This is a genomic window from Pauljensenia sp. UMB3104 (assembly GCF_030217285.1).
Lineage (GTDB): Bacteria > Actinomycetota > Actinomycetes > Actinomycetales > Actinomycetaceae > Pauljensenia.
On the sequence record NZ_JASONN010000496.1, the window covers coordinates 1 to 246 of the forward strand.

At 50.8% G+C, this 246-nt stretch carries 1 pseudogene; it reads left to right on the forward strand.

Features of this window, described 5'->3' with window-relative positions:
- Positions 1-246: pseudogene (locus QP415_RS12545) on the forward strand (argininosuccinate synthase domain-containing protein); the annotation flags it as partial.

Genomic DNA, 246 nt, shown 5'->3' on the forward strand with positions numbered 1-246 from the left:
GGGGTGAATTGGTCTATGAAGCCCAGTGGTACTCACCGTTGAAGAAGTCCATGGATGCGTTCATTGAAGATACTCAGCAGTATGTGACCGGTGATATTCGTATGGTCCTGCACGGTGGCCGTGCAACTGTGAATGGACGGAGTTCCGAGGCTTCACTGTATGACTTCAACCTGGCAACCTACGAGACTGGCGATAGCTTCGATCAGTCTTCGTCGCGTGGATTCATTGATATCTACGGTCTGCAGT